This window comes from Cupriavidus necator A5-1, assembly GCF_000744095.1.
Lineage (GTDB): Bacteria > Pseudomonadota > Gammaproteobacteria > Burkholderiales > Burkholderiaceae > Cupriavidus > Cupriavidus necator_A.
In genome coordinates this window covers 3,414,480-3,435,870 of sequence record NZ_JQLI01000001.1, presented here as the reverse complement: position 1 = coordinate 3,435,870, position 21,391 = coordinate 3,414,480, and the positions used below count along the sequence as shown (strand labels likewise).

The following is a 21,391-nucleotide window of genomic DNA, read 5'->3' as shown; positions in this document are numbered from 1 at the left end:
CAGCGCGCTTTCATTCCGTGCGGCGCTGCATTGCCGCCGGGCCTTGTCCGATGCTCCATGCGCCGCGGGCATCGACATTCGTCAGGGATCGCAAGTCCGAAGCCAGCACCCCCGGGGGTCTGACAGCAAGACTTCAAAAGGAATAACGATGAAGTGGAAAATCAAGCTCGTGGTCGGCCTGCTGGCAGCCATCGGATTCGCGGCGTCGGCCAGTGCCCAGTCGTCGCAAGTGTTGCGCATGGGGCTGAACCCCACCTACCCGCCGTTCGAAAGCAAGTCGCCATCGGGTGATCTGCAGGGCTTCGACATCGATGTCGGCAATGCCATCTGCAAGAAACTCAACGTCAGATGCGTATGGGTGGAGAACGACTTCGACGGGCTGATCCCTGCCCTGCAGGCGAGAAAGTTCGACGTGGTCAACTCGGCCATGAACATCACCGAGAAACGCAAGCAGATCATCGACTTCACACCGCCGATCTACATCGTGCCGATCCAGCTCGTCGCCCGGAATACAGCAAAGCTCCAGCCCACGCCTGCCGGCATGAAGGGGAAGACGGTCGGCGTCATGCGAGGTACGACGCAGGAGACCTACCTGCAGAAGCACTGGGCGAAGTCCGGGGTTGAGATCGTCTCCTATCAGGACCAGGCGCAAGTCTTTGCCGACCTGATCGCCGGGCGTATCGACGGCGCTGTCCAGGAATCGCAGACCGCGCTGGACGGCTTGCTGAGCAAGCCGGAAGGCCGTGACTTTGACTTCGCCGGCCCTGCGCTGGTCGACCCGGCCACGCTGGGCGTGGGCACTGGCCTTGGCATCCGCAAGGGCGACGACGCGTTGCGCGAGAAGCTGGTGGCTGCCATCGCGGCACTGAAGCAGGACGGCACCCTGACGGCGCTTTCGCAGAGGTATTTCAAGCGCGACATCATTGCCCGGGATTGACGAAGCGCCGGCGATGGCGGCGCCAGCGCGCGGCCATCGCCATACGTGCGTGGAACCGGCAAACAGACAAAAGTCGAATTGGCGAGGTAACGGTGTGAATGCGGATGTTGTAGTGGTAGGGGCTGGCATTGTCGGCGTAAGTGTCGGGATTCATCTCGCGCAGCGAGGGCGCAGCGTCATCGTGATCGACCGCCGCGCCCCCGGCGAAGAGACCAGCTTCGGAAACGCGGGTCTGATTGAACGGGCATCGGTGGTGCCGTACGGATTTCCGCGCGAGCTGGCTACCCTGTTGCGATATGCCGGCAACCGGCAGACGGCCATGCGCTACGACGCGCGCTCGCTGCCGTCATTCGCGCGGTGGCTGGCCAGATACTGGCGCGAATCAGGGCCGGCAAGGCTGGCGCGCGCCAGCGCCGACATGCTGCCGTTGATCGCCAACAGTGTTGTCGAGCATGACAAGCTGATTGCGCTCGGCAGGCTCGATTCGCTGGTGAAGCCCGGTGGATGGATCGAGGCCTATCGCACCGAGCAGGCACTGGTGCGTCGCGTGGCGGATTGCCTGCCGCTGGCTGAATGCCACGGCCTGATCATGTCGCCGCTGGACCAGGCGGGGCTTCAGAAGACCGAGCCGGGCCTCAGGCCTGGTTTCATCGGCGCAATTCACTGGATCGATCCCAAGAGCGTCACCAACCCGGGTTTGCTGACCAAGGGCTACGCGCGATTGCTCGAAACCATGGGCGGGCGCGTTGTGCTCGGGACAGTGTCGGGGCTCAACCAGGATGCCGGTGGCTGGCGGGTGCGCTTCGACGGCGAGGAAGTGCGAGCCCGGGAAGTTGTGATCGCGCAAGGCCCGTGGTCCGGCCAGCTAATTTCACCCCTCGGCTATCGCATTCCGCTGTTGGGCAAGCGCGGCTACCACATGCATTACCAGCCGGAATCCGACGTACCGCAACGCTTCCCGATTGCCGATAGTGAAGTCGGATACGTCGTGGCGCCAATGCAGCAAGGGCTACGCCTGACCACCGGTGTGGAACTGACGTCCGAGTCCCGTCCGCCCAACACGATCCAACTCGACAGGGCGGAGCGGCATGCGAAGCCAATCTTCGGCCTAGGCCGGAGGCTCGAAGCGCAGCCATGGATGGGGCATCGCCCGTGCACGCCGGACATGCGGCCGGTGATCGGCCCCGCGCCGCGACACGCGAGCCTCTGGTTCGCGTTTGGCCACAACCATCACGGACTGACGCTGGGGCCAGTCACGGGCCGGCTGCTGGCGGAGATGATGACCGGTGCCCGACCCTTCACGGATCCCACCCCATATAGCCCCAGGCGCTTCGGATGAAGTCGGGCAAACGCTGAGTGCGCGACGCACCAGGGCAGACATCGACAATGGAGACTGCAATGCTTCACGGATATGGCGCAGTAATAGCGGACGGTACCTGGCAGACCGTCAAGCTGGCACTGCTTTCCCTCTTGCTGGCAACCGCGCTCGGCCTGCTCGGCGCGAGCGCCAAGGTGGCGAGGCACCGGAGCCTGAACAGGATTGCCTCGTTCTACACCACGCTGATACGCGGTGTGCCCGACCTGGTCATGATGCTGCTGCTGTACTACAGCATCCAGATGTGGCTGAACCGGCTGACCGACTACGCCGGCATGGGCCAGATCGACATCGATCCCTTCGTCGCGGGTGTGCTGACCATCGGCTTTATCTACGGGGCGTACTTCACCGAGACCTTCCGCGGCGCCTTTCTCTCGGTTCCCGCTGGTCAGCTTGAGGCCGGTGTATCGGTAGGGATGTCGGGCTTCCAGACCTTTAGGCGGATTCTGTTTCCGCAGATGATGCGCTTCGCACTGCCCGGTATCGCCAACAACTGGCAGGTGCTGGTGAAGGCGACGGCCCTGGTATCGCTGATCGGCCTGACGGATCTGGTGAAGGTTGCGCTGGATGCCGGCAAGAGCACGTTCAGCATGTTCAATTTCATCCTGGCGGCGGCCGTGATCTACCTGGCGCTGACCTCGGTTTCCAACCTTGTACTGATCTGGCTGGGCAAGCGCTACTCGCTCGGCGTCAGGGAGGCAAAGCTCTGATGGACCTGCTAAACGAATACTGGAAGGCCTATCTCTATTCCGACGGCGCGAAGATGACGGGCCTGGCCATGACCCTCTGGCTGCTGGTCCTCTCGCTGGCGCTGGGGTTTGTGGCAGCGGTTCCGCTTGCTGTCGCGCGGGCTTCGTCGGACCGCTGGCTGTCGGTTCCGGTGCGAATCTACACCTACCTGTTCCGGGGTACTCCGCTGTATGTGCAGTTGCTGCTGATCTACTCCGGCGTGTACGGGCTTGCCGTGGTCAGGGAAGTGGATGTGTTGAACCATTTCTTTCGCAATGGCTTCCATTGCACGATCCTCGCGTTTGCCCTGAATACGTGTGCCTATACCACCGAGATCTTTGCAGGCGCCATCGCCAGCACGCCGTACGGGGAGGTGGAGGCCGCGCGGGCCTATGGCATGTCGCGCCTGAAGCTGTACCTGCGCGTCATCCTGCCATCGGCATTGCGCCGCTCACTGCCCAACTATGGGAACGAGGTCATTCTCATGCTGCACGCCACGACTGTCGCCTTTGTGGCGACGGTGCCGGACCTGCTCAAGGTGGCACGCGACGCCAATGCTGCGACCTATCGCTCCTTTGAGGCGTTCGGCCTGGCGGCCATGTTGTACCTGGGTGTATCCCTCGCGATCGTTCACTTGTTCCGGAAGGCGGAGCACAAATGGCTCGCATTCCTGCGGCCGACGGAGAAGAAATGATGTCCACAGTTGCGATGAAGGCAGTTAAGTCGGATGCGGAAGTTTCACCGCGTAGTGTGACCAAGCCCGCGCTGGTAGCCAGCGATATCCACAAAAGCTATGGCAGTCATGAGGTGTTATCCGGCGTTTCACTGACGGCGGCTCCGGGGGATGTGATTTCCATCATTGGGTCGAGCGGTTCCGGAAAAAGCACGTTCCTGCGCTGCATGAACTTTCTCGAGCAGCCGGATGCGGGGCAGATCACCGTCGGCGGCGAGCCGATCCATATGCAAAATGGCAAGGATGGGCGGCTGCGCGTCACCGATGCCAGGCAGCTTCGGCGAATCCGTACAAAGCTGGCAATGGTGTTCCAGCATTTCAACCTGTGGTCGCACATGACGGTACTGCAGAACGTCATGGAAGCTCCGCAGCATGTGCTCGGTGTCGGGAAGAAGGAAGCACAGGAGTGGGCGGTGCACTGTCTCGACAAAGTGGGCCTGACCGCCCGCACGATGGGCGCGTATCCAGCCCACCTGTCAGGCGGTCAGCAGCAGCGGGTTGCGATTGCGCGGGCCCTTGCCATGCGCCCGGACGTGCTGCTGTTCGACGAGCCGACTTCGGCGCTCGATCCGGAACTCGTCGGGGAAGTCCTGAAAGTCATGCAGCAGTTGGCTGCGGAAGGCCGCACGATGGTTGTGGTGACCCACGAAATGGGCTTCGCGCGCTCGGTATCTTCCCAGGTCATGTTCCTGCACAAGGGCAAGGTCGAGGAATCCGGTGCAGGTGAGATGCTGTTCGCGAACCCGCAATCAGAGAGATTGCGTCAGTTTCTGTCGAGCAACCTCAAATAGAGGCGGTTCCTGCCGCACCGTGCCAAAGTCGTCGGCCATCTTCAATTGATGTATCTTGCAGGCCGAGAGCCATGTGAGCTATATCGCATTTGTGAGGAACGACGATGAACAGGAAGAGACGCCCGGACAGTACAGCCATGCTAATCAAGCGCTATGCGCCGATCGCCGACGGCATATCGACGCTCTTCTTCCCATACGCGGAGGTTGTCATTCACGACACCGCGAAGAAGAAAGTCGTGCACATCTCCAACAATCTGTCGAGACGGGAGGTCGGGGACGATTCGGCCATCGACGAACTGGACATCAACGCCGCCAAGAAGCTTTATGGCCCGTACGAGAAGATCAACTGGGACGGCCGCCGGATGCGGTCGATCAGCGTCGCGGTGGACGACGATGAGGGCAAGCCGGCGGGGGTAATGTGCGTCAACTTCAACATTGCGGTGTTCGAGGAGATCGGGAGTGCGCTCGAACTCTTCGTGCGCGGCGTCGGTGTCGCGTCTCGTCCCCTGGACCTCTTCAAGGACGACTGGCAGGAGCGCATCAACGTGTTCCTGCACCGTTGGCTGCAGGAACGCCAGCTCGCGCTTAATTCGCTGAGCCGGGACCACAAGCGCGAGCTGGTCGAAGCGCTTTACCTTGAGGGTGCCTTCAACGGGAAGAGCGCAGCGAATTATGTGGCAAACCTTCTTGGTATGGGCCGGGCCACGGTCTACAAGCATCTCAAGGGCTTGCGGGATGATCCGGTGCCGGAACTCGAAGGGTACAAGTGAATGACCAGCGTCCGATGGCGGGCGCTGGCCTGATGTGATTTTGGATAGAGAGACCAGATGAAAATGCTTGCCAGCAATCAAACAGCCTACGAAAAACTTGCGGCGCTCGGGATCGAGCTCGAGCCCCTCAGCGTTGCGGGCGCCTCATTCGAGATGGCCGCGCGGAGCGGCAACCTGGTCTTTGTCTCCGGACATATTGCGCGCAAGAACGGGGCGGCATGGACGGGAAAGCTTGGGGACGACGTCAGCACGGACGAGGGCAAGGCCGCAGCACGGGCTGCTGCCATCGATCTCGTTGCCACGCTGCACGGCTTCCTGGGCGATCTCGGCAAGGTAGCGCGAATCGTCAAGGTAATGAGCCTGGTGAGCTCTTCGCCCACTTTCACTGAGCAACATGTCGTGACCAACGGCGCATCGGACCTGTTGCTGGAAGTCTTTGGTGAGGCGGGACGGCATGCACGAAGCGCATTTGGCGTGGCCCAGTTGCCGCTGGGTGCATGTGTGGAAATCGAATTGATCGCAGAGGTCCTGCCGAGCCAGGAAGACCCGAGGCTCGGCGAAGCTGGGAGCGGTAGCCCATGGGCATGACGGCTTGGGAGGAACCGGGGGAATTGGGTCGTTGCTCCTAAGCAAGCGAAGAGCACCACCGCCGGGTCGGATTCGGCGATGGTGGTGGGGAGGCTCATATCGTGTGCAGTATGGGAGTTCAGCCTCACGCCGCCGCGCGCGCTCGCGGTCCGGTTTCACGCAGGAACAGCGACAGGACGATTGCAAGCACGATACCGCCGAGTAGCCACATGCTTGCTGCGCGGAACACCTCAAGGTTCATTGCGCCGCCATTTGCGATGTGGGCGAGCAACTTGCCGTATGCGGGCGTGAGCAAAGCGCTGAATGTGAACACGAGGAAGTTGATCGCTCCGGTCGCGCTGCCTTTCACGTCGTCCGAATTGACTTCCTTGATTACCGTGTAGGGCAACATGGCCGCGCCCGAGCCGATGCCAAGCAGCAGGCCGAGCACGTAAGGCGGCACCACACCGGGCGGCAGATAGAAAATGCCGGCACCCGACACAAGCATCAGCAGCGCGCCGGCGATCAGCACGGGCTTGCGCCGGCCCAGATGGTCGGAAATATACCCGAGCAGCGGGCAGCCGATCACCCAGCCGAGCGGCACCATGCTCGCGCGGTTGACGGCCTCGGCATAGCTGACGTGGAGACCGTTGTGCAGGAACGCTATACCCCAGATCATGTCGCCGATCGTGGTCGGCAAGAACAGCAGGCCAGCGCAGAAACCGCAAAGATACGACTGCGGGTTGGACAGCACCTCGTTGTACGGCGCGAACATCGTCAGCCACGAGCCCTGGCTTGCGGGGCTGTCGTCATGGCCCGCTGGCGTCGCAATGAACACCAGTACGGCAATCACAAAGATTGCGAGGCCAGACAGCCACCAGAACTGCTGCCACGTGATGAGACCGTGAATCAGCCGGCCGACGGCGAACTGGCCCGCGAACCCGCCCAGCATGCCGAAGCATTGCGTGAACCCGACCGCTGTCGCGAGAAAGCGTGAGGGAAAACCATGCGTGGCGAGATACACGGCCCCGATGAATGCGCACGCCGAGCCCGCGCCTTGCAGCAGGCGGCCGATCTCCGCGGTCACCACGGTGCCCAGGCCGAACAGTGCCGCCCCGACGGCAACGAGAACGATGCCGGCCGGAATGACAGCCTTGCCGCCGAGCCGGTCGAGCGCCGCGCCGACGACGATCGAGAACACTGAATAGCTGTAGTAGTACAGGCCGACGAGCGCGCTCACACCCACCACATCGCGGGCGAACGCCGCGCTCAGCTCGGGCATCATCACGCCCGGCGCGGAACGCAGCGCGTACTGCATGAAGTAGAACACGACGCAAAAGATCCATGCGATCACAAAACCCATGTGTAGGGTCTCGCGGTCTGATGCCTGGTATGCAGTAGTGCCCGCGACATTGCTGGACATGATTCGATCTCCTTTAGACGACATTGGCCCGTACGCACTTGCGCAACAGCACTACCGGAACAGATTGACCTTTGCGAGGTCGATAAGCTGCTGTCCCCGACCGTCCATCACGGCACGGAGCATGAACAGGCCAAACTTGGCCGCCTGGTCGGCGGTGGTCGTAGGCGGCATCACGAGTTCCTGGCGCGCGCTTACGACGTCAACCAGGGCGGGGCCGGGGTGTGCAAAGGCTTCGCGCAGGGCGCCTTCCAGGTCTGCAGGACGCTCGACGCGCACGCCTTTGATGCCCATTGCATTGGCCATCGTGGCAAAGTTCGGATTCTTCAGGTCACATCCGGTATCCAGGAACCCATTGGCCTTCATCTCCATTTCCACGAAGCCTAGTGTTCCGTTGTTGAGCACGACGACTTTGACCGGCAATCCTGCCTGAACAAGCGTCAGGAACTCACCCATCATCATGGTGAATCCGCCGTCACCGGACATCGATATCACTTGTCGGTCCCTGAAGGCGGCCTGAGCGCCAATGGAATGCAACAGCGAGTTGGCCATCGATCCGTGATTGAACGATCCAATCAGACGCCGCTTGCCGTTCATCTTCAGGTATCTGGCAGCCCATGCGACCGGCGTGCCGACATCGCAGGAGAAGATGGCGTCGTCATCCGCAAGCTCGCTGACGAGCCGCGTCACGTATTGCGGATGGACGGTGTTTCCGTCTGCTTCGGGCTCCGCCAGCGCGTCCAGATGGCTCCGAGCCTTGCGATAGTCTTCGAGTGCGCGGTCGAGGAAGCTGCGGTCGGTCTTCTCCGCAATCAGCGGAAGCAGTTCGCCGAGCGTATCCTTGACTGTTCCCAGCACCCCGAGGTCCAGCGGACACCGGTTGCCGAGCGCCTCCGCCCTGATATCGACTTGTGCGATGGTGACCCCTTCGGGGTAGAACTGACGATAGGGGAAATCGGTACCCAGCATCAGCAGCATGTCGCAGCTTTTCATCGCGGAATAACCGGAAGAGAATCCGATAAGTCCCGTCATACCCACGTCGAACGGGTTGTCGTATTCGATGTACTCCTTGCCTCGCAGCGCGTGCACGATGGGGGCCTGCAGCTTGCGGGCGAGTTCGATGACATCCGCGTGCGAATCCTTGCAACCGGCCCCACAGAGCAATGTCACTCGCGACGACCGGTTCAAAAGATTTGCGAGTTTGGCAACTTCGGCGTTCGATGGTCGAATCGAAGGGGCCGAAGGCGCGCTCCAGTTCGGCACAGGTTTTGTGAGCGGACTGAGTGCTACATTTCCCGGGACGACAACCACCGCGACGCCTCTGCACGCGATTGCGGCTCGCATGGCACGGCCGAGAATCTGAGGCAATTGGTCCGGACTCGATACGAGTTCGACATAGTGACTACATTCCTTGAACAGCACCTCGGGATGGGTAGCCTGAAAATAGTCGGTGCCGATCTCCGTACTTGGAATATGCGCAGCGATAGCAAGAACAGGAACACCGTTCCGATGGCAGTCAAACAAACCATTGATAAGGTGCAGATTCCCGGGTCCGCAGCTTCCGCAGCAGACAGCGAGCTGCCCCGTGAGATGCGCCTCGGCGCCAGCGGCGAACGCCGCGCTTTCCTCGTGCCGCATGTGAACCCACTCAATCGAACCATCGCGACGCAGGGAATCGGTGAAGCCGTTCAGTGAATCCCCGACCACGCCATACACACGCTTTACGCCCGCCTTTACAAGTGCACCGACCATGTAGTCGGCAGCTATCGTTGCCATGTCGCATCTCCATTCAAGTTGAGCAATTGCTGCAGATCCGCCGCTTTCTCAAAGAGATAAAGCAGACACAACCTGCGTGAGCGCATCGCCCTCTGTCATGGGACGGTGCAGACCTGTCGCGGCGAACACCAGTCGCGGAGCGCTGGTGTTCGTGGTCTTCGAGGGAAATTAAGCAGAGTGCTGCTTATTGAGCTGATGAGACCCCTGCGCAAACGGGCCACTGGCAAGGGCCTACCGTAGCAACCACAAACGGTCCTCATCGAAAAGATCGTTACCACACAGCTCGTGGTAGCTTCAGCATCATTTGCTGGTTTGATGATAGAAGCGGGAGTGGATTGCGCCTATTACATGATTCTGGGATCTTGGGATTCCGGGAGTAGAACGGTAAACGGGAACGGCCGCCATCGCGTTTCATCACGGACAGGAGCCGGCATTGAACGAAGCGGAGATCGATCGCCAAAGGCGTACAGTAGCCTGCGTCCAGGATAGCGAGAGCGCCGATGGCTGCCCAAGGAAATGGGCCGTGGCTCCCGAATGAGTCGCTGGCGACGACTGCGGGACCGACCTGTGCTCGACTGGCGGACCACGGTGGGTTAAAGATAGTCCGCTGATGGGATTGCTTCCATCACCGAGGCCAGAATCATCGCCGCGGCGTTTCGAGGAGTAGGCAGCGCAAAGCGGGGACGATACACGGCATCCCCTTCGGCGATGACCCGCCCGCTCACCGCACAGATTCCACTTCTTCGTGTGATAACGCGTTGCCAGAGTTGTTCGCCATAATGGCCAGTGGTTGAGTCGCTCCATGCGACGGTGGCGGTAGTCAGACTGCGTCGCTCCAATACCTTGATTGCGCACGGCTGGCGCGAGTCGGTCTGATACTCTGGGCAAGCAGGGTGAGGTTGAGGTGCATGGATGATCCCGTCACCCTCAGGGTTGAGCAGGGCCATGGTGTGGAACCAGGCGCGATCGACTTTGGAGGCATCTTGCATAGTGGTGCTCCTTCGAACAAGCGAAAAGAATCAGCGTCAAAGCGTGGTGACATGGCTTCCAAAAACGGGTCCACTACCAACTGGGAAATCGACTGAGCGCCCACGAAAGAGAGCGTGATCCGGTTTCACCGTGCATGAACGGCGCTACGTGCCAGAAACGGCATGTGGATAGGCCAGCGCGTTGAACGTTCATCGATCCGCGCTTCGCTTCAGCGTCCTACCTGGAATGATAGTTAAGGCGGGAAGAACGGCCATTACATGAATCTGGAGTGGTGTCCTTCACCTCGCCAACGTTAAGGCTTCCAGTTCTATGCAATAGCCGTCGGGGGGTGCCTTCCACGCACAGGGCAGGCCACGTACCAGGGCCAGCCATTCTCGATGCTAGAAGTTGTGGCGGATGGCCAATGCAAAGGTCTGAGGATCGGCGCCGGCCTTGACACCGAGGCCATTGATGGCGAAGTCGTAAACGGCGTTTCGTTTGTTATTGATTCTGCTGTAGTAGGTATAGATCGATGTGCGTTTGGACAAGGGATAGTCATAGCCGAGGGTGATCTGCGTTGCACCGGTCTCGGCACCACTCCGGAAAGATCCAATCGTCTCGGTTGCATTGCCCGCTCCGTTGCTGGCGAAGGTGAAGCCAAGCTTTAGGCTTCCCGGGCCGAGCTTCTGTACCAGCGAGGTGTAGTAGCTATTGCGTGTCAGGTCCCCGGTAGCCGTGCGGTAATGCAGTCGCTCATACACCAGTGCAATCGTGGTAGTGGGAAACTGGTACGAAACACCCACCTTCATGCCGTCGTCATTACGGCCAGCGGTGTGATAGTGCTGGTGGACTTCATATGCCAGCGAGACATTGAGCGGGCCATTGTCATAGGCACCGGAAAAAGAATACAGCGCGGGATTGCGAGGCACACTAAGCTTTTCCTCCGGCAGCCCCCAGGCGACGGCGCCACTCAGTCCGTGCCACTGTGACGACTGGTAGTGGAGCGAGTTCTGTTGACGCCGGTCGAAGGAACTGGTGTCCTGCACGTTGTCTGAGCTAGCGGCCGATCCATTGCCCATAAGAGCCATATAGCCGGCGGTGGTCGGATAGTATGGATCGTAGCCTTTGGTCGCCCTGGTATATGGGGTGTCCCAATTGCCCATGAACACGCTGCCATAGGGGCTGTCCAGGCCGATCCGGGTGTCGCGGGCGGCAATCTGCCCGGAACCAGTGTCGATCGATACCGCACTCTCAACTTGCCAGATTGCCTTGAGCCCGTAGGCGAGCGACTCTTCTCCGTGAATGCCAACGACGGACCGGTTGTTGGTAAGGCGGGCAGTGCCACCGGGATGCGTGCCATCCGTTGCGGTCGTGGCGTTGGAATACTCGAGTGCGGTATTCAGTCTCCCATAGAGAACAACCGACGACTGGGCATGGGCCACACCAATCATGCACGCCGTCGAAGCCGCCAGTGGGAAGATCCCACGCCACACGCCAATCTTTGTCATCATTGAGCTTTTGTCCCTGGGGCTGGCCTGTACCGGAAATGCTGGTCATGCTTGTGCCGCTTTTGAAAGGAAGCAAACGCTTTAAGCGCTCAGACCAACTGAGCATTTCCACCGTGGATTTGTCCTGTCAAGTGGCAATCCACAAAAAGAATGGTGGCCGGCCGAGAGCGGGCCGGGCGCACCAAAGGGCGGGAGGTCGGGGCTGGGATGACGCCGACATACCCGAAGGCGGCGGCCGAGCACGGGAACGACTGCGGCGCACCGAGGACCCTGTGTTTGCCGCTGTCGCAAACTCAAGGTGTTCCGATAGTAAATTCGACGAAGCAGGATCGCTATTACATGAAGCTGGAGTGTCGGCGACATCTTTCAACTGGGGCCGTCCCGCCGACCGAGCGTTATGAGGTGATCGAAGGGGCTCATTGCCCGGTCGCTACATCGTCTTTTGATTTCGCGAAATTACATATTCATGTAGGGCAACTTGCCGGCTACCGGACGTTGGTCGGATACTCGCTTTGCTATAATTCAAGCGACATTTCTATTCACAGTGATAGCGCGTCTCATCCCCTCGGCCACAGTGAGGGGCGGCGCACGCTGACGCAAGATGGAGAGCGTTTCGTGGAGTCGGTCAACGAATTTGTGTGTGTGGTAGACGACGATTCACGCGTTCGGGAAGCGCTTACAAGCCTCCTGCGCGCTCATGGCAAAAGTGTGCGGTCGTTCAACTCAGGGCACGAGTTTCTGGAAGAAACTCAGTGGGACACAGTGGCGTGCCTGATTCTCGATATGCGCATGCCCGGCATGAGCGGCCTGGAAGTCCAGGAACAGGTTATCAATAATTCTCATGCTTCCATCGTCTTCATCACGGGCAGAAATGATGTGCCTTCCACGGTATTGGCGATGAAAGGCGGGGCCGTCGATTTTCTGACCAAGCCCGTCAGTGAGGATGCCCTGCTCCGAGCTGTTGACACCGCAATTGCCAAGACGCGAGCACAGCGCAGAGAGGCCGCCGAGGCTGCTGCGCTTCGTGCGCTCTACGAAACCCTGACACCAAGAGAGCAAGAGCTTCTACCCTTGCTTGTCGGGGGTATGCTGAACAAGCAGGCAGCTGACATACTGGGGATCACTGAGTACACCGTGCAGGTGCATCGCGGTCACATTATGAAGAAGATGCAAGCGGGCTCATTTGCCGCACTCGTCAGGCAAGCAAGCCGGCTGGGGCTAGAGACACACCAGCCTGCCGGGGGCGGCTAGCGCCGCCCGAGGCTCGTTCGAGGTGTCACCTGGTGTATTTTGGCAAGCCAATCAGCTCACAAGTACCGCCGCGGCGGCGAAGACGTAGCCAAAGCCACGCTCCGTGCGAATGATGTCTCCCGCGACCGGGCCCATGCCTAGCTTTTTGCGCAGGCGCGCAACTTGTGCATCGATCGCACGCTCATAGACTTCGTCGTTGTGCAGCCGGGAAAGCTCAAGTAGCTGGTCGCGACTCAGCACGCACTGCGGTGCGTTCAGAAATGCGGCCAGCAAGTTGAACTCGGCATTGGTCAGAGCGACGACAGCGCCATCCGGTCGGATCAGGCGACGCAATCGAACGTTCAGCTCCCATCCCTGGAAGCGATAGGCGCGAATACGCGTCAACCGGTCCGCTACCGAGTACCGTGAACGGCATCGGCGCAGCAGGGCACGTATCCTGGCCAGAAGCTCGCGGTTAGAGAAAGGCTTGACGAGATAGTCATCAGCCCCCAGCTCCAGCCCCATGACACGATCCGCCTCGTCGGACCGACCGGCTAACAGGATTATCGGCAAGTCGGAGTCATCCCGTAGTCGTTGGGTCAGTCGCAATCCGTCATCGCCGGGAGGCTTTACGGCAACGATCAACAGGTCGATGGTCTCGCGAGCCAGTGCATCCTCCACTCCGCGGGCATCCGGCAGGGAGGTTACGCGTATGTCGTTGGTGCCAAGATAGTCGACGATCAGCTGGCGCATCTCAGGATCATCGACGGCGACGAGGATATGCACGGTATCGGTAGGGGAGGTTGCTGGTCTCATGTCTGTCGCAAGGTATTAGCGATCGCAATACAAAATCGATGCCTGACTCGACCCGGGATGTTGCCGCCATGCTTGGGGCGGCGTCGCGACCGTTGGATCTGAGGGAGTCTCCGTTAGATTCCCTGCGCTTCGCAATTACATAAAGTTGGAATCCGATTCGCGGGATGCAGTGTAGGGCGGGCCGGGGCTTGTTCGTCGATATGACGTCGTTCAGTTGCCCAGGGGCGCGAGGTAAATATGAATGCTCTACAACATTCATGTTATTGGAATCGGGAGGCTTGCCTTCTAGAATCCCTAGTTGCGGAATTCCCTCGCTGCGGAGACCAGCTACACGTAAAGGGCCGCTTGCCCGAGCGTCAGGGTGGGACGGTCGCGTAAAGACAGTTCAGCGATATGGGACCGTGACTTATGGTGCGGCTCCATCTTGTATCGTGGATCGTCCCTGCGATACTACATATTCATGTACGTCTACCCTTCAGCAGTGGGGCATCGCTGCCCGTCCTTTCGCTTCGAGTGAGGAACCATCGCTGTGCCGCCCAGAGATCGTAGCTGCCGCAGACTCGGTCATATCCGTCGAGGCGAGCTCTCGCTCTGCGCTGATCATGCAATGTGGTCGAAGTGGCCGCTAAGTGTCCGGAAGCGGCTATATTTCTCCTATACCGTGCGGCCGAAGGGAGGCTTTGCCTAGATGCTGTCCCGAAATGCGAAAGCCATCGCAGTTGTCGACGACGACCGCAGGGTACTGAATTCGCTTGCGAACCTTCTCGCGTCCTGCGGCTATGAAACTCAGCTCTTCATTTCAGCGGAGCTGTTTCTGGCTGCGGACATGTCCGACTTCCTATGTGTCATTACGGATCTCGGCATGAGGCCGATCGATGGTCTGGAGGTGCTCCATCGTGTCCGAAGTCGGGCAGATGCGCTACCGGTAATCATCATCACCGGGAAGCCCGGCGATCACGCTGAGTCGTTCTTTCTGGACCACGGTGCGGCAGGCTTCTTTCGCAAGCCAGTCGATGGAGATGCGCTTATCGCGCTCATTGACCAATGTCAGTGACCCCATCGGCGGACGGAATGTCGGTGGCAGCGTCCGCTGGTCCTTGCGCTCATTGACCGCGGGTCCTCGCCCCGCTGTTCAGCAGGTCACGGTACCACAGGTCATATTTCAATTGTCATCGAGTCTCGCTGATTGGTCACAAGCCTGAAATCGGTGTTGGACAGACTCAAGCTCGCCTACCAATGGCATCGTCCATACACCGACTACAGGAGTTCCGTCATGAACGAGAAGTTAGAACTGCTCACTCCGGGAAACTGCCAGCTGATCTTTATCGATCATCAGCCGCAAATGGCATTTGGTGTGCAATCCATCGACCGCCAGACGTTGAAGAACAACACCGTCGGCCTGGCCAAAGCCGCAAAGATCTTCAACATTCCGACGACCATCACGACGGTGGAAACCGAGTCGTTCGCCGGATACAGCTATCCGGAGCTGCTCGACGTGTTCCCGGACCACAAGCTGCTGGAGCGCACGTCGATGAACTCGTGGGATGACCAGAAGGTGCGCGACGCCCTGGCCGCAAGCAGGCGCAAGAAGGTGGTCGTGGCCGGCCTCTGGACCGAAGTTTGCAACACCAGCTTTGCACTCTCTGCAATGGCTGGGGGGGGCTACGAGATCTATATGGTCTCCGACGCTTCCGGCGGGACCAGTAAGGAGGCTCACGACTACGCCATGCAGCGGATGATCCAGGTTGGCGTCGTTCCGATGACCTGGCAGCAGGTGCTGCTGGAATGGCAGCGCGACTGGGCCCACCGCGACACCTACGACGAGGTCATGAAAGTCGTCAAGGAACATTCCGGTGGCTACGGTATGGGTGTCGACTACGCGTACACGATGGTCCACAAGGCCGCGCAACGTACGGCAGTACCACACGAGATGCTGGCCGCTGTACCAGCGCGCTGACGCACCGGGGATTCCGACGGCGCCCCTGCAATCGGAATCCGCACCGTCGAACACGCTTTGGCACTATCGCTCGTGTCACTGCCCGCGGGTAATTCATCGACCTGACTGCCGTGCCGGGCACGACAGCCCCTTCGGAGCCTTCTTAGCCATGTCACCGACCCCGACTCCCGACCTCGTTCTTGTCAATGGCAAGTTCACCACGCTCGATCGCACCAACCCCCAAGCCGATTCGGTCGCGATCCAGGACGGCCGCTTCGTCAGCGTGGGCACGCGCCAGGAGATCATGAAACTCGCGGGGACCCAGACCAGGGTGATCGACCTGAATGGTCGCCGGGCCATTCCCGGGCTGATCGACAGCCATATGCATATCATCCGCGGCGGCCTGAACTACAACATGGAGCTGCGCTGGGACGGGGTGCGCTCGCTGGCCGATGCGATGCCCATGCTGAAGGACCAGGTCGCGCGTACCCCTGCGCCGCAGTGGGTGCGCGTGGTTGGGGGCTTCACCGAGCACCAGTTCGCCGAGAAGCGCCTGCCTACCGTGGAGGAGCTGAATGCCGTCGCGCCGGACACGCCCGTGTTCATCCTCCACCTGTACGACCGCGCGATCCTCAACGGCGCCGCGTTGCGCGCGGTGGGCTACACCAAGGACACCCCCAACCCGCCCGGCGGCGAGATCCTGCGCGATGCGCGCGGCAACCCGACCGGCCTGCTGCTGGCCAAGCCCAACGCCACCATCCTCTACGCGACGCTGGCGAAGGGCCCGAAGCTGCCGCCCGAATACCAGAAGAACTCCACGCGCCATTTCATGCGCGAGGTCAACCGGCTGGGCGTCACCGGCGTGATCGACGCCGGCGGCGGCTACCAGAACTATCCCGAGGACTACAGCATCATCGAGGAGCTGCACAAGGAAGGGCAGCTCACGGTGCGGCTGGCGTACAACCTCTTTACGCAGAAGCCCAAGGAAGAACTCAGCGACTTCAAGACCTGGACGTCGAAGGTAAAGCCCGGCCAGGGCGATGACCTCTACCGCCACAACGGCGCCGGCGAGATGCTGGTCTACACCGCGGCGGATTTCGAGGATTTCCGCGTCGAGCGCCCGGACATGCCGCCGTCGATGGAGGCCGACCTCGAACCCGTGATCCGCCTGCTCGCCGAGAAGCGCTGGCCGTGGCGCCTGCATGCGACTTACGACCAGACCATCACGCGCGCGCTCGACGTCTACGAGAAGGTCGCCAAGGACATTCCGTTCGACGGGCTGAACTGGTTCTTCGACCACGCCGAGACTATCTCCGACCGCAATATCGACCGCATCGCCGCGCTTGGCGGCGGCATCGCGGTGCAGCACCGGATGGCCTACCAGGGCGAGTATTTCGTCGAACGCTATGGCGCGCGCGCCGCCGAAGCGACCCCGCCAGTAAAGAAGATGCTGGAGAAGGGCGTCAAGGTGGGCGCCGGCACCGACGCCACGCGCGTGGCCTCGTACAACCCGTGGGTATCGCTGTACTGGCTGACCACCGGCAAGACCGTGGGCGGCATGCCGATGTACCCGCAGGCCAACCTGCTCGATCGCGAGACCGCGCTGCGGCTGTGGACCGAGGCCAATACCTGGTTCTCGTCGGAAGTCGGCAAGAAGGGCCAGATCAAGGTCGGCCAGCTTGCCGACCTAGCGGTGCTGTCCGCCGACTACTTCAGCGTGCCGGGCGACGAGATCCAGGACATCACCTCGGTGATGACCATTCTCGGCGGCAAGGTGGTCTATGGCGATGGCGACTTCGGCAAGCTGTCTCCCGAGATCCCGCCGGCGATGCCGGACTGGTCGCCGGTGCGCCGTGGCGGCGGCTATCAGCCGCGCCCGCAAGCCGGGGCGCACACGCTGGCGATGAATACCGCCTGCGGTTGCGCCAGCGCATGTGGCGTGCATGGCCATGCGCATGAAAAGGCGTGGACCTCGAACGTACCTACGTCCGACGAAAGCTCGTTCTGGGGCGCCCTCGGCTGCTCGTGCTGGGCGTTCTGAGGCAGGACGCATACGGAGAAACGCCCATGAACCCATCGACATCCTTGCTGGCCAACGCTGGCGAAGACACGCACCGGTTGCCGCGCTGGCTTCGCTGGATCGCGCTCTTGTTGCTATGCGCAGCTTACCTGCAAGGCGGGCTGGTCAAGCTAATCGACTTTGCTGGCGCCGTGGCGGAGATGCAGCACTTCGGCCTGTCACCGGCGATTCCGCTGGCTGGCGCGACGATCGCGCTGGAGCTTGGCGCGTCGGCGATGATCCTGCTCGGCTGCTGGCGCTGGCTCGGCGCGCTGGCACTGGCTGCCTTCACGCTGGCAGCCACGTTCATGGCCAACCGCTTCTGGAGTGCGCCGCCGGAGGTGCAGTTCATGATGGCCAACGCGTTCTTCGAGCATCTGGGCCTGGTCGGCGGCTTTCTGCTGGTGGCTTGGGAAGACATGCGCGGCACCCCGTAATTCAAGGTCATGATGGAGATGAAGCCATGAAGCCTTATATCGTATCCCTGGCCGCCGGGATTCTCGTCGGCATCATTTATGCCGTAATACACGTGCGTTCGCCGGCGCCGCCGGCTATTGCACTGGTGGGTCTGCTTGGGATGTTGGTTGGGGAGCAGATCGTCGCCCCTATCCAGCGCATGCGTGCTGGCTCACCGGTTACTGCAGCCTGGTTTCGGCAGGAATGTGCACCGAAGATATCCGGGCTTCCATCCAAGTCATCGGATAAGCATTCAGAAGCAGTGATCCTTACAAAAAAGGACAAGGATCCTTCCGCGCGAGATTGAATTGTGTCGTCCAACAATCTTGGCGCACCCCCTGCGGTAGCCGCTTCTGCTTCCTCAAGGCTCCTTCTCTCGTTCGTGGCGGGCTATGTCGATGTGGTGGGTTTCACGGCATTGTTCGGCCTGCTTACCGCGCACGTAACCGGGAACTTCGTCATGATTGGCATCGAACTATCGTCGCCGACGGCGCACGTCCTTCTCGCGAAGATCCTGGCCCTCCCGACTTTCGTGCTCGCCGCCGCCGGCACGAGAATTTCGGAATCCAGATTGGTACGCAAAAATAGGCAGCCCGTTCCCGCGTTGCTGTTTGCCGAGTGCATACTCCTGGCGACATTCATGGGTCTCGCCTATCTGTCACTCCCAATCAGGAATGCTGATGCTCCTGTCGCCGTGCTGGCGGGTCTGAGCGCTGTCGCTGCAATGGGAATTCAGAATGCCCTCGCCAGGACCGCGCTCGCCGATTTTGGTACCACCACCGTCATGACAGGAAACACCACTCAGCTGGTCATCGATCTGGTAGATCTGCAAGGCGCTTCGCAAGCTCAACGGTCCGTGCTGAAGAAGAGGATCTGGAAGACGGCACCCGCTATCGCCGGATTCGTAATCGGCGCAGGATCAGGCGCTGCCGCCTACACGCTTATTTCTTTCTGGTGTGTCCTGCTACCCATTGCAGCGCTCGCATTCGTTAGCGCCAGCATCGCTCGGCAAATATGCAGGGGCAGCTTGAGTCCAAATATTGAATACTGATCATGATTTCGCACCGTCAAAGCACGCACCTGGCTTGCGTTCGTCTTCGTGCATGGTATGCAGCCATCTCGCTTTCCGCCGCGATCTGTGCACCGGCCTGCGCCGATCCGGCGGTCCACTTGGCCTTTGGTCGAGATCCGTCGCATGGTATTGACAAGTACGAAGTCGGCATCAACTGGAACTCAGGCTTTGCGTGGGGCAACCCGGAGGGTTGGCAAGCGAGGCTGCACTGGGAGGTGGAGCTTGCGCAATGGGATTCGAGAAGCGGCACCAACCGTCAAAGCGTGACCGAATTCGGGTTCTCGCCAATCTTTCGTCTCGAGAAGCGTGGCGGGTCGGTCGTGCCGTTCCTGGAGGCCTCTGTCGGACCCCGGCTATTGAGCCATACGAGCACGTCGGATCAGCACAACTTCAGTTCTGCATTCCAGTTTTCGGACATGATCGGTATGGGTGTCGCGTTCGGTGCCAGGCAAGCGGCTGAAGCTGGCTTCCGCTTCCAGCATATCTCGAACGCAGGGATCAAGGAACCCAACCCCGGCAGCAATTTCTACACCGCTTACTTGCGCTACCGTTTCTAACGGGAGATATAGGGCGGCGGCTCTCCATCGGCTGAGCGTGACTCAGTAATGCGAGAAGTTACGCCCGGCGGGACGATGCCGGTTGACAGGCTGAGCACGGCGCCTGGCAACATGAATATGTAATACCCACGACCGCTAGCGTCTCTTACGATGAAGGCGAGTATGGTGCGAACGTCCGGTCAAGTGATAGTCGTCGGATTTTCGCCTCCATATCGCAATCCATTGTCTCCGCCGCGTTGATCTCTGCTCAGCCGTTGGGGGACGCTTGTCGCTCAATCTGGAAATAATGGTGACCTGGTCATGGAGTTTAGCGAGAAAGAAGGGCGTCGATGCGGCTGCATGGCTCACCGGCCAAAGTTCGCAAGTGTGGCCTGGACCCTTGGCCTGCTGCATGGCTGCAGCCGGTCCCCGTCAACCAGCGTGCTTGGGGCGTATTACCCAGACTGGCTCTTCTGCATCGTCGGTGCCGTTGTGGCCGCTGTTCTGATTCGGCTGCTGTTGCTGCGCGCCGGGCTCAACGACTGGCTCTCCCCCCCAGCCATTGCTTACCCAGCCCTGTTGGCGCTGCTGGCGTTCGCGGGTTGGCTGTTGTTTTTCTGACGTCTATCGAGAGCAGAAGCACATGGAAGACAGCGCGCACAGCCGAAGGAAGAAGTTGTTCACCATCCTTCTTCTGCTGACGGCTATCGGATTAGGAGTCATTGTTGTCTGGCGCGTGAATACGGAGCCTCGGACCGATGATGCATTCGTGTATGCCGACACGATCAATGTGGTTCCCGAGGTGTCGGGTCGGATCGTGAACCTCGCAGTTCGGGACAACCAGCGTGTGAAGAAAGGCGATCTCCTGTTCGAACTGGACCGGCGCCCCTTCCAGGATATGTTGGACAAGGCCCGCGCTTCCCTGGTCCAATTGGACCAGCAGATCATGCTGTCGCAGCGCTCGGTCAACGCACAGACACTGAATGCGTCTGCGGCTCGGGCCAGCGTCGATCGGGCCCGTTCTGCAGCGAAGCAAGCGGCAGACACACTGCGTCGGATGGAGCCGCTTGTCGAGAAGGGATATGTTTCGGCCGATGAGCTGGACAAGGCGCGAACCTCGGCGCGAAGCACCGCAGCGGAACTCGAGGCCGCGGAACTGAAGGCGCGTGAGGCGACGGCTGCGGTCAGCGGCGTGGACGCATTGCAGGCGCAGCGCTCGGTCGTGCAGGCGGAGATTTCATCTGCCGAGCTGAATCTTGAATTCGCCACGGTGAGGGCACCATTCGACGGTGTCGTGGTCTCGCTTCGAACCACGCGCGGTCAGTTTGCATCGGCGTCTTCGCCTGTGTTCACGCTCATCGACACGACACGATGGTACGTCATAGCGAACCTGCGCGAGACAGAGCTGGCGAATATCAGGCCCGGCACTCGGGCCACGGTGTACCTCATGAGCAAGACTGCGGTGCATTTCGAGGGGGAAGTCGACTCCGTCGGATACGGCGTGGCCCCCGACGATGGCGGGAGCCTGGCGCAAGGGTTGCCGAAAGTCCAACGCAGCCTGAATTGGGTGCATGTGTCACAACGGTTTCCGGTGAAGATCCGGATCAAAGACCCGAATCCGGAGCTCTTTCGAGTTGGAACTTCCGCGGTGGCTACATTCCACCCAACTGAGCGGAGTGACCGGGGACTTGCGGAGTGAGAATACACAGGC

General features: G+C 60.5%; 23 protein-coding genes. 17 read left to right on the top strand and 6 right to left on the bottom strand.

The window, feature by feature from the left end; genetic code table 11:
- The first annotated feature begins 148 nt into the window (after window positions 1–148).
- Window positions 149–937 carry an ABC transporter substrate-binding protein gene (locus tag K307_RS15305; protein WP_042879338.1) on the top strand — a complete coding sequence of 263 codons (789 nt, stop codon included), beginning with the start codon at window positions 149–151 and terminating at the stop codon, window positions 935–937.
- On the opposite strand, the gene K307_RS48550 is transcribed toward K307_RS15305, so the two are convergent.
- Window positions 921–1,091 (bottom strand): hypothetical protein, encoded by a 171-nt coding sequence (locus K307_RS48550; protein WP_196251601.1) that lies wholly within the window; start codon window positions 1,089–1,091, stop codon window positions 921–923. The genes K307_RS15305 and K307_RS48550 overlap by 17 nt on opposite strands.
- On the opposite strand from K307_RS48550, the gene K307_RS15300 reads away from it, so the two are divergent.
- From K307_RS15300 to K307_RS15275, 6 genes are all read left to right on the top strand, one after another.
- Entirely contained in the window at window positions 1,032–2,276 is a 1,245-nt protein-coding gene (locus K307_RS15300) for an NAD(P)/FAD-dependent oxidoreductase (protein ID WP_042879336.1), read from the top strand. The two genes, K307_RS48550 and K307_RS15300, sit on opposite strands and share 60 nt — an antisense overlap.
- 59 nt (window positions 2,277–2,335) lie before the next feature.
- Window positions 2,336–3,022, top strand: a complete 687-nt coding sequence (locus tag K307_RS15295; RefSeq protein WP_042879335.1) for an ABC transporter permease — start codon at window positions 2,336–2,338, stop codon at window positions 3,020–3,022.
- Complete coding sequence (locus K307_RS15290) at window positions 3,022–3,735, top strand: ABC transporter permease (protein ID WP_419187122.1); 714 nt, start codon at window positions 3,022–3,024, stop codon at window positions 3,733–3,735. The genes K307_RS15295 and K307_RS15290 overlap by 1 nt, the downstream gene beginning before the upstream one ends.
- 14 nt (window positions 3,736–3,749) lie before the next feature.
- Window positions 3,750–4,565 (top strand): ABC transporter ATP-binding protein, encoded by an 816-nt coding sequence (locus K307_RS15285; RefSeq protein ID WP_080745135.1) that lies wholly within the window; start codon window positions 3,750–3,752, stop codon window positions 4,563–4,565.
- Window positions 4,566–4,669: 104 nt separating this feature from the next.
- A complete protein-coding gene (locus K307_RS15280) occupies window positions 4,670–5,335 on the top strand; it encodes a PAS domain-containing protein (protein ID WP_042879331.1) in 666 nt (221 codons plus the stop codon).
- 63 nt (window positions 5,336–5,398) lie between these two features.
- Complete coding sequence (locus tag K307_RS15275) at window positions 5,399–5,923, top strand: RidA family protein (protein WP_042882083.1); 525 nt, start codon at window positions 5,399–5,401, stop codon at window positions 5,921–5,923.
- Window positions 5,924–6,047: 124 nt separating this feature from the next.
- Here the strand turns inward: K307_RS15275 and K307_RS15270 are convergent, their stop codons facing one another.
- The 4 genes from K307_RS15270 to K307_RS15260 form a co-directional block, all read right to left on the bottom strand.
- A complete protein-coding gene (locus K307_RS15270) occupies window positions 6,048–7,220 on the bottom strand; it encodes an MFS transporter (RefSeq protein WP_230625687.1) in 1,173 nt (390 codons plus the stop codon).
- A 156-nt stretch (window positions 7,221–7,376) separates the two neighbouring features.
- Window positions 7,377–9,098 (bottom strand): ubiquinone-dependent pyruvate dehydrogenase, encoded by a 1,722-nt coding sequence (gene poxB / locus K307_RS15265; protein ID WP_042879327.1) that lies wholly within the window; start codon window positions 9,096–9,098, stop codon window positions 7,377–7,379.
- 593 nt (window positions 9,099–9,691) lie between these two features.
- Window positions 9,692–10,087, bottom strand: a complete 396-nt coding sequence (locus tag K307_RS46165; RefSeq protein WP_080745032.1) for a DUF3331 domain-containing protein — start codon at window positions 10,085–10,087, stop codon at window positions 9,692–9,694.
- 381 nt (window positions 10,088–10,468) lie between these two features.
- The gene (locus K307_RS15260; protein WP_042882081.1) at window positions 10,469–11,575 is read right to left on the bottom strand and encodes a porin; all 1,107 of its coding nucleotides are present in this window, start codon (window positions 11,573–11,575) and stop codon (window positions 10,469–10,471) included.
- Between the two features lie 276 nt (window positions 11,576–11,851).
- On the opposite strand from K307_RS15260, the gene K307_RS15255 reads away from it, so the two are divergent.
- Window positions 11,852–12,826, top strand: a complete 975-nt coding sequence (locus K307_RS15255) for a response regulator transcription factor (RefSeq protein WP_230625685.1) — start codon at window positions 11,852–11,854, stop codon at window positions 12,824–12,826.
- A gap of 51 nt (window positions 12,827–12,877) precedes the next feature.
- Here K307_RS15255 and K307_RS15250 read toward each other — a convergent pair whose 3' ends face one another.
- Window positions 12,878–13,621, bottom strand: a complete 744-nt coding sequence (locus K307_RS15250) for a response regulator (RefSeq protein WP_042879322.1) — start codon at window positions 13,619–13,621, stop codon at window positions 12,878–12,880.
- A gap of 688 nt (window positions 13,622–14,309) precedes the next feature.
- On the opposite strand from K307_RS15250, the gene K307_RS15245 reads away from it, so the two are divergent.
- The 9 genes from K307_RS15245 (at window position 14,310) to mdtN (ending at window position 21,379) form a co-directional block, all read left to right on the top strand.
- Window positions 14,310–14,675, top strand: coding sequence for a response regulator (locus tag K307_RS15245; RefSeq protein ID WP_042879320.1), 366 nt, complete (start codon window positions 14,310–14,312; stop codon window positions 14,673–14,675).
- A 219-nt stretch (window positions 14,676–14,894) separates the two neighbouring features.
- Window positions 14,895–15,578 (top strand): hydrolase, encoded by a 684-nt coding sequence (locus tag K307_RS15240; RefSeq protein WP_042879319.1) that lies wholly within the window; start codon window positions 14,895–14,897, stop codon window positions 15,576–15,578.
- Between the two features lie 148 nt (window positions 15,579–15,726).
- Window positions 15,727–17,598 (top strand): amidohydrolase, encoded by a 1,872-nt coding sequence (locus tag K307_RS15235; RefSeq protein WP_042879318.1) that lies wholly within the window; start codon window positions 15,727–15,729, stop codon window positions 17,596–17,598.
- A gap of 26 nt (window positions 17,599–17,624) precedes the next feature.
- The gene (locus K307_RS15230; protein WP_042879316.1) at window positions 17,625–18,053 is read left to right on the top strand and encodes a DoxX family protein; all 429 of its coding nucleotides are present in this window, start codon (window positions 17,625–17,627) and stop codon (window positions 18,051–18,053) included.
- A gap of 26 nt (window positions 18,054–18,079) precedes the next feature.
- Window positions 18,080–18,379: a XapX domain-containing protein gene (locus K307_RS46160; protein WP_080745031.1), complete on the top strand. Its 300-nt coding sequence runs from the start codon at window positions 18,080–18,082 to the stop codon at window positions 18,377–18,379.
- A 3-nt stretch (window positions 18,380–18,382) separates the two neighbouring features.
- Window positions 18,383–19,123, top strand: a complete 741-nt coding sequence (locus K307_RS15225) for a YoaK family protein (protein WP_051974907.1) — start codon at window positions 18,383–18,385, stop codon at window positions 19,121–19,123.
- Between the two features lie 2 nt (window positions 19,124–19,125).
- Window positions 19,126–19,701 carry an acyloxyacyl hydrolase gene (locus K307_RS15220; protein WP_042879314.1) on the top strand — a complete coding sequence of 192 codons (576 nt, stop codon included), beginning with the start codon at window positions 19,126–19,128 and terminating at the stop codon, window positions 19,699–19,701.
- A 300-nt stretch (window positions 19,702–20,001) separates the two neighbouring features.
- A complete protein-coding gene (locus tag K307_RS15215) occupies window positions 20,002–20,301 on the top strand; it encodes a YtcA family lipoprotein (RefSeq protein ID WP_230625684.1) in 300 nt (99 codons plus the stop codon).
- A 22-nt stretch (window positions 20,302–20,323) separates the two neighbouring features.
- A complete protein-coding gene (gene mdtN / locus K307_RS15210) occupies window positions 20,324–21,379 on the top strand; it encodes a multidrug transporter subunit MdtN (RefSeq protein WP_042879313.1) in 1,056 nt (351 codons plus the stop codon).
- Window positions 21,380–21,391: the final 12 nt, after the last annotated feature.